Genomic DNA, 7,750 nt, shown 5'->3' on the forward strand with positions numbered 1-7,750 from the left:
CGAACGCGAAGGGCAGATGCACCCCGACCGCACCGGCACCACCCGCTTCCCCGTCCCCGTCGACGCAGCCCTGCGCGCCGCCGGCTGGCAGCCCGGACGATGGGACATAAAACAGGCCGAGATCTGGGCCGACGCCCTGCGCGAACACGCCTCACCCGCCGGACACCGGCACGCCGTGTTCCCGGCCGCCGTCGAGGCCTGGGCCGAGTTCGGCGGACTCCAGCTGACCCCCACCGGCCCCGGCCGCCAGGTCGCCCCCGCCCGCCTCCACCTCGACCCCCTGCACGGCCTCCACATGGCCCGCACCCTCGCCGACCTCGGCCGCGCCCTCGGCGCCGAGGTCTGCCCCCTCGGCGCCGAGACCGACACCCAGGCACTCCTCGCCATCGACACCGAGGGCCGCGTCTACGCCCTCGACCACACCGGCGACTGGTACCTGGGACCCGACATCGACCAGGCCCTCACCGGCCTCGTCTCCGGCGTCGAACCGGCCCGCCTCACCGCGGGCTGACCATCCGGCGACCCTAGGCCGCCGGAATCACCGCCGACACCCGGAAGCCCCCCGCCTCCGTCGGCCCCGACACGAACACCCCGCCCAGCGCGGAGACCCGCTCCTTCATCCCCACCAGGCCGTTGCCCCCCGACGGCAGCCGGGCCGACGCGAGCGACGGCACCTCCGGCGGCGGTTCGTTCTCCACCTGCATCGCGATCTCCGACACCCGGTGCGCCAGCCGTACGTGCGTCTTCGCACCCGCCGCGTGCTTGTGGACGTTCGTCAACGCCTCCTGCACCACCCGGAACGCCGTCTGCTCGATCTGCGCGGCGTACGGCCGCACGTCACCCTCCACCGACAGGTCCACGGCCATTCCGGCCGCGGCCGACTGCCCGATCAGCGTCTCCAGATCGTCCAGACAGGGCCCGTCCGCCTCCTCCACGACCCGCGAGGCCGCCGCGGCCGCCGCCACCCCCACCGCGACCAGCGGAACCGCCGCCCGCTCCGGCCGTCCGAAACCGTCCCCGCTGCGCAGCACCCCGAGCATCTCCCGCAACTCGGTGAGCGCCTGCCGCCCCATGTCCCCCACCAGGGCCGCGTTCTTCACGGCCTTCTCGGGATCCTTGCGGGCCACGGCCTGCAGCGCGGCCGCGTGCACCACCATCAGGCTCACCCGGTGCGCCACGACGTCATGCATCTCGCGGGCGATACGGGTCCGCTCCTCGCCCCGCGCCCACTCCGCCCGCTCCTCGGCCCGCTCGGCGAGCAACTGAAGCTCCCGCTCCAGATCGTCGGCCCGCTCCCGCAGACTCTCCATGAGCCGGCGCCGGGCCCCCACGTACAGCCCGAGCAGCAGGGGCGGCGCGGTCATCCCGATCGCGGTCGTGATCGACGCGAAGGGTACGAACCAGTCCCCCAGGTCGAGCTCGCCGTGCGCCATGTCCTGCCGCACCCGCACGAACATCACGATCAGCATCCCGACGAGGGACATTCCCGCCAGGGAGCCGATGATCCGGCGCGGCAGCTCGGACGCGGCGAGCGTGTACAGGCCGACGATGCCCATGAGGTAGCCCATCTGGGCGGGCGTGATCGCGATGCTCACCAGCACGACGGCGATCGGCCACTTGCGCCGGACGACCAGCACCGACCCCGCCAGCACACCGAACACGATCCCCGCGGCCATGGGGATCCCGGCGTCCTCCGCGAACCGGATCCCCTCGAACGCGCACTCCACCGCGGACGCCGACGCCAGGCCCACGTCCAGCACCGCACTACGCCACCTTGCCCACCACCACGGCCCCTTCTGAGCCGCGGTGGTGTCTTCCCCCGTCGTGGTCATGCCTCCAGCCTACGTTCGGCGGTGCGAGGTTTTCCGGTGCATTTCGACGACTGGCCTACACCACCTTGAGTGACCGATCGACCACGAAACCGCCCGATATCCTCGGCATCGGCGCCCGCAGGGGTGCCGATCCGTACCGTCGCATCAAAGGCGCCTGGTACGGCATAGTAGGAGCCGCCACTCGGCGACCTGACTGAATGTCCGGTTTAGTCGATTTTGTTCCCCCGTGGTGTAATTGGCAGCACTGTGGCTTTTGGTGCCATCTGTCCGGGTTCGAGTCCTGGCGGGGGAGCTGCACCCTGTTCGGGCCCTGACAGCACTGTCAGGGCCCGCTCTCATGTCCGCCGAGAAACGCCCCGGTATCCTGCGGTTGTCACCCCACCCCCTCCACAGCCGAAGGGCATCCCGTGAGCGCCATTCGCCCGGCAGCCGTCGTCGTTCTCGCAGCGGGTGAGGGCACCCGTATGAAGTCGGCCACACCCAAGGTCCTGCACGAGCTGTGCGGTCGCAGCCTCGTCGGCCATGTGCTCGCCGCCGCCCGTGAGTTGGACCCCGAGAACCTCGTCGTGGTCGTGGGGCACGCCCGGGAGAAGGTCACCGCCCATCTCGCCGACACCGACGCCGACGTACGAACGGCCGTGCAGGCGCAGCAGAACGGCACCGGGCACGCCGTGCGGATGGCGCTGGAGGAGCTCGGCGGCCGTGTCGAGGGGACCGTCGTCGTGGTGTGCGGGGACACCCCGCTGCTGACCGGCGAGACCCTCGACGCCCTTGCCGCCACGCACTCCGCGGACGGCAACGCCGTCACCGTGCTGAGCGCCGAGGTGCCGGACGCGACGGGGTACGGGCGGATCGTGCGGGACGAGACCTCCGGTGCCGTGACCGAGATCGTCGAGCACAAGGACGCGTCCGAGGCGCAGCGGGCGATCCGGGAGATCAACTCGGGGGTGTTCGCGTTCGACGGGCTGTTGCTCGGGGACGCGCTGGGCAAGGTGCGCACCGACAACTCCCAGGGCGAGGAGTACCTCACCGACGTTCTCGGGATCCTCCGTGCGGCCGGGCACCGTGTGGGTGCCTGTGTCGCGGCGGATCACCGGGAGATCGCGGGGATCAACAACCGGGTGCAGCTCTCGGAGGCGCGGCGGATCCTCAACGACCGCTTGCTGACCCGGGCCATGCTCTCCGGCGTCACCGTCATCGATCCGGCGACCACGTGGGTCGACGTGACCGTGACCTTCGGTCAGGACGCCGTCGTCCACCCGGGTACGCAGCTGCACGGCTCGACGCATGTCGGCGAGGGCGCCGAGGTGGGTCCCAACAGCCGGCTGAGGGACACGGTCGTCGAATCCGGCGCCCGGGTCGACAACACGGTGTCCGTCGGCGCCCACATCGGCGTGGGTGCGAGTGTCGGGCCGTTCGCCTATCTGCGTCCCGGCACCCGGCTGGGTGCGAAGGGCAAGATCGGGACGTACGTGGAGACGAAGAACGCCTCCATCGGGGAGGGGAGCAAGGTCCCGCATCTCTCCTATGTCGGGGACGCGTCGATCGGTGAGTACACGAACATCGGCGCCGCGAGCGTGTTCGTGAACTACGACGGTCAGGACAAGCACCACACGACCGTCGGGTCGCATTGCCGTACGGGTTCGGACAACATGTTTGTGGCGCCTGTCACGGTCGGGGACGGTGCGTACACCGCCGCAGGGTCGGTGATCACGAAGGATGTGCCGCCCGGTTCGCTGGCCGTGGCCCGTGGCCAGCAGCGGAATATCGAGGGCTGGGTGGCCCGGAAGCGTCCGGGGAGCGCGGCGGCGAAGGCCGCCGAGGCGGCTTCCCGGGAGGGCGCGAGCGAGGCCTGACCGGAAACAGGTGCGCCGAAGTCGTCGTACCGTGATAAGTGCACACCCGCACCCCACCAGCTGAGACGGCCCGTCGCGCCCAGCGGCGCGGTCTGTCGACGTACGGCTGAGACACCTCTGAGGAGACAGTGCTGTGACCGGGATCAAGACGACCGGCGAGAAGAAGATGATGTTCTTCTCCGGCCGCGCCCACCCCGAGCTTGCCGAGGAGGTCGCCCAGCAGCTGGGTGTCGGGGTTGTCCCGACCAAGGCCTTCGACTTCGCGAACGGCGAGATCTACGTCCGCTATCAGGAGTCGGCGCGTGGCGCGGACTGCTTCGTGATCCAGAGCCACACGGCTCCGATCAACCAGTGGATCATGGAGCAGTTGATCATGATCGACGCACTGAAGAGGGCTTCGGCGCGCTCCATCACGGTCATCGTGCCGTTCTACGGTTACGCGCGGCAGGACAAGAAGCACCGTGGCCGTGAACCGATCTCGGCGCGGCTGATCGCGGACCTGATGAAGACCGCCGGTGCGGACCGCCTGCTGACCGTGGATCTGCACACCGACCAGATCCAGGGCTTCTTCGACGGGCCCGTGGACCACCTCTTCGCGCTGCCGCTGCTCGCGGACTACGTGGGCCGCAAGGTCGACCGGGACAAGCTGACGGTCGTCTCCCCGGACGCGGGCCGGGTGCGGGTCGCGGATCGCTGGTGCGACCGGCTGGGCGCGCCGCTGGCGATCGTGCACAAGCGGCGCGACAAGGACGTGGCGAACCAGGTGACCGTCCACGAGGTCGTGGGTGAGGTCAAGGGCCGGGTGTGTGTGCTGGTCGACGACATGATCGACACGGGTGGCACCATCTGCGCCGCGGCGGACGCGCTGTTCGCGCACGGCGCGGAGGACGTCATCGTGACGGCGACGCACGGTGTGCTGTCCGGCCCCGCCGCGGACCGGCTGAAGAACTCCCGGGTGAGCGAGTTCGTGTTCACGAACACTCTGCCGACGCCCGGTGAGGTGGGCGGCGACCTGGACAAGCTGACGGTTCTGTCGATCGCGCCGACGATCGCGAGCGCGGTACGCGAGGTGTTCGAGGACGGTTCGGTGACGAGCCTGTTCGACGAGCAGTAGGTCGCCACGCGAAGCCGTAAAAACGCTTCTGCATGATCGATTTTTCTACGGCCTTCCGCGCCGAGTAGACTGCCCCAGTTGCTCGGCGAGGGAGGCCGTACCTGTTCGCGCAGGTGTCGGCGGTCCGTTATCGACGCGCTCTTCGTAGCAGGCCGTTCGTGGCCGGGTGACCACGTCCGTCGCTGTATCTACGAGGAGTGATCCGCATGTCCGAGGTCAAGATCGCCGCCGAGACCCGTTCCGAGTTCGGCAAGGGTGCCGCCCGCCGTATCCGCCGTGACAACAAGGTTCCCGGTGTTCTGTACGGTCGCGGCTCCGACCCGATCCACCTGACCCTGCCGGGCCACGAGCTGCTGCTCGCGCTGCGTACGTCGAACGTCCTGATCTCCCTGGACATCGACGGCAAGACCAACGAGCTGGCCATCCCGAAGTCCGTGCAGCGTGACCCGATCAAGGGTTACCTCGAGCACGTCGACCTTCAGCTGGTCAAGCGCGGCGAGCAGGTCAACGTCGAGATCTACGTCCACACCGAGGGCGAGCTGGCCCCGGGCGCCTACCTGCTGGAGCACGTTCTGAACGCGCTTCCGGTCGAGGCCGAGGCCACGCACATCCCCGAGTCCGTCACCGTCTCCATCGAGGGTCTGGCGGCCGGCGACTCCGTGCTCGCCAAGGACATCCCGCTGCCCAAGGGCACCAAGCTGGCTGTCGAGGAGGACACGGTCGTCCTGCAGGTCCTGGCCGCGCAGGCCGAGGAGTCCGAGGGCGAGACCGCCGAGGGCGACGCGGCCGCGGAGGCCTGACCAGCGGTTCGACCGTAGCTGCCGGGCCGCCGCCGGGCGCCCGGCACCACGGTGGCGATATACGCTCCAGCCGCCGCCCCCTGTCCAGGGGGCGGCGGCTGCGGCATGTGCAGAGGAGAGATGGACGTGACTACCCCCGCCAACGCCCCCTGGCTGATCGTGGGCCTCGGCAATCCCGGGCCCGAGTACGAACGCAACCGGCACAACGTGGGTTTCATGGTGGCCGATCTGCTGGCCGAACGGGTCGGGGGCCGGTTCAAGCGGGCCGGGAAGGCACAGGCGCAGGTCGTGGAGGGGCGGATCGGGCCGCCCGGCCCCGGGAACCGGCGGGTGATCCTGGCGAAGCCGATGTCGTTCATGAACCTGTCCGGCGGGCCGGTGAACGCGCTCAAGGACTTCTACAAGGTGCCGGTCGCCAACATCGTGGCGGTCCATGACGAGCTGGACATCGACTACGGCGTGCTGCGGCTGAAGCTGGGCGGCGGGGACAACGGTCACAACGGGCTGAAGTCGATGACGAAGGCGTTCGGGGCGGAGTACCACCGGGTGCGGTTCGGGATCGGGCGTCCTCCGGGCCGTATGCAGGTCGCGGACTTCGTGCTGAAGGACTTCTCGTCGAGCGAGCGCAAGGAGCTCGACTACTTCGTGGACCGTGCGGCCGACGCGGTGGAGGCTCTGGTGATCGAGGGTCTGGAGCGGGCGCAAAGCACGTACAACTCCTGACTTGTCCGCCCGCCGGCCCCGGCCGGAGTTGACCCCGCGCAGGGCCATGGCCAATGATCCCGGCCATGCCTGCCACCGCCGCCCCGTCTCTTCGCGCTTCCCGTCGGGCCTCGGCCGCCGCGCTGCGGTTCGGTCGGCTGGCGTCGATGGGGGTGGTGGCGGTGCTGCTCCTGGTCGCGGGGGTGTGGGGGTCCTGGGGCAGCGCGCAGTACGTGATGCTGACCAAGGGGCGGGAGCGCGGCACGATGGAGGTGGCCCGGTGCGCGCGGGACGTGTGCAGCGGTCCGTACACGCCGGTGTCGCACGGGTCCGAGGCCAGGGACCGGGTCGTCATCGAGAGGTCGGTGGCGGTCGAGAAGGGCCGGACCTACTCGGTGGTCGTGAAGCCCGGCAGCGATGACGTCGTACGGTCCGGGCCCGCGGGTGTGCTCTATTCCTGGGTGCCGATGGGCGGAGCGCTGCTGCTCGCGTCGGTGGTCGTGGCGGGCGGGCTGCGCAGGACCGGCCTCGCGTGGGCGCTGGCGGGATCCGGGGTCGGGCTGCTCACGGCGGCTTTCGTGACCATCTGACAGTTTTCGCCGTCCCCGCTTCTGTGGAGAACGTGAGTGTTGTCTGTTCGTGATTGACCAGAGGTCAGTAGGGGCTGGATGCTGAGCCGCCCCCTCCACATCTTCCCGTTTCACTCTCGAAGATGGATTACTGCCCCATGCGTACCCTCACCCGCTTCGGCGTCCTGTCCGCCGTCGCCTCCGCGGCCTTCCTGGTCGCGCCGACCGCCCACGCCACCCCTCCGGGTGACAACGGAACCGTGAAGATCCACGACGCCACCACCGGCGAAGAGCTCCGCAAGAACGAGCCGCACGTCTGCACCTTCTACCTCGACGCCTTCGGCTTCGACGCCGTCCAGGAGGTCGACTGGCACATCGAGGCCTGGGCCCCGACGGCCGACGTCAAGGGCGAGACCGTGAAGTCCGGCGAGATCACGCTGGCCGACGACGGTCACGGCCGTACGGAGGACCTGTCGCTGCCCGACGGGCACTACAAGCTGTTCTGGAACTTCGCCGGAGAGAAGGGCGCCGCCAAGCACAAGGTGTTCTGGACGGACTGCGAGGACGAGGAAGGCGGCGGCGGTACGGCCACGCCCACCGCGTCCGCCACCCCCGAACCGTCCGGCTCGTCCACCGCCGAACCGAGCAGCGAACCGAGCACCGCGCCCAGCGAGTCCACCGAGGCCGGGGCCTCCGCTTCGGCTTCCGCCTCCGCCTCCGCGCAGGGCTCCACCGGTGACCTCGCCGAGACCGGCAACAGCGCTCCCGTGGGCCTGCTCGCGGGGGTCTCCGCCGCGCTGCTGGCGGCCGGCGGCTACCTCGTGGTCCGGCGGCGCCGGGCCTGACGTACGACAGGAAAGCGCCCCCGGGGACGAAC

The 7,750-nt window shown here is 69.9% G+C and carries 8 protein-coding genes and 1 tRNA gene; 8 read left to right on the top strand and 1 reads right to left on the bottom strand.

Features of this window, described 5'->3' with window-relative positions:
• Positions 1–16: 16 nt before the first annotated feature.
• The gene (locus ABZT93_RS28790; RefSeq protein WP_356110129.1) at positions 17–511 is read left to right on the top strand and encodes an SUKH-3 domain-containing protein; all 495 of its coding nucleotides are present in this window, start codon (positions 17–19) and stop codon (positions 509–511) included.
• A gap of 13 nt (positions 512–524) precedes the next feature.
• On the opposite strand, the gene ABZT93_RS28795 is transcribed toward ABZT93_RS28790, so the two are convergent.
• Positions 525–1,832 carry a histidine kinase gene (locus ABZT93_RS28795; RefSeq protein WP_356110131.1) on the bottom strand — a complete coding sequence of 436 codons (1,308 nt, stop codon included), beginning with the start codon at positions 1,830–1,832 and terminating at the stop codon, positions 525–527.
• 220 nt (positions 1,833–2,052) lie between these two features.
• Between ABZT93_RS28795 and ABZT93_RS28800 the strand changes: the two genes are divergently transcribed.
• From ABZT93_RS28800 to ABZT93_RS28830, 7 genes are all read left to right on the top strand, one after another.
• Positions 2,053–2,124, top strand: a tRNA-Gln gene (locus tag ABZT93_RS28800).
• Positions 2,125–2,239: 115 nt separating this feature from the next.
• Positions 2,240–3,688 carry a bifunctional UDP-N-acetylglucosamine diphosphorylase/glucosamine-1-phosphate N-acetyltransferase GlmU gene (glmU, locus tag ABZT93_RS28805; RefSeq protein ID WP_356110134.1) on the top strand — a complete coding sequence of 483 codons (1,449 nt, stop codon included), beginning with the start codon at positions 2,240–2,242 and terminating at the stop codon, positions 3,686–3,688.
• Between the two features lie 133 nt (positions 3,689–3,821).
• A complete protein-coding gene (locus ABZT93_RS28810) occupies positions 3,822–4,802 on the top strand; it encodes a ribose-phosphate diphosphokinase (protein ID WP_356110136.1) in 981 nt (326 codons plus the stop codon).
• A 206-nt stretch (positions 4,803–5,008) separates the two neighbouring features.
• On the top strand, positions 5,009–5,602 hold the full coding sequence (locus ABZT93_RS28815) for a 50S ribosomal protein L25/general stress protein Ctc (protein WP_356110137.1): 594 nt from the start codon (positions 5,009–5,011) through the stop codon (positions 5,600–5,602).
• Positions 5,603–5,722: 120 nt separating this feature from the next.
• Entirely contained in the window at positions 5,723–6,325 is a 603-nt protein-coding gene (pth, locus tag ABZT93_RS28820; RefSeq protein WP_356110140.1) for an aminoacyl-tRNA hydrolase, read from the top strand.
• A 53-nt stretch (positions 6,326–6,378) separates the two neighbouring features.
• A complete protein-coding gene (locus ABZT93_RS28825; RefSeq protein WP_356110143.1) occupies positions 6,379–6,894 on the top strand; it encodes a hypothetical protein in 516 nt (171 codons plus the stop codon).
• Positions 6,895–7,031: 137 nt separating this feature from the next.
• Positions 7,032–7,718 (top strand): LPXTG cell wall anchor domain-containing protein, encoded by a 687-nt coding sequence (locus ABZT93_RS28830; protein WP_356110144.1) that lies wholly within the window; start codon positions 7,032–7,034, stop codon positions 7,716–7,718.
• Positions 7,719–7,750: the final 32 nt, after the last annotated feature.

Origin of the sequence: Streptomyces sp. NPDC005303, assembly GCF_040607335.1 — a bacterium.
Classification (GTDB): domain Bacteria; phylum Actinomycetota; class Actinomycetes; order Streptomycetales; family Streptomycetaceae; genus Streptomyces.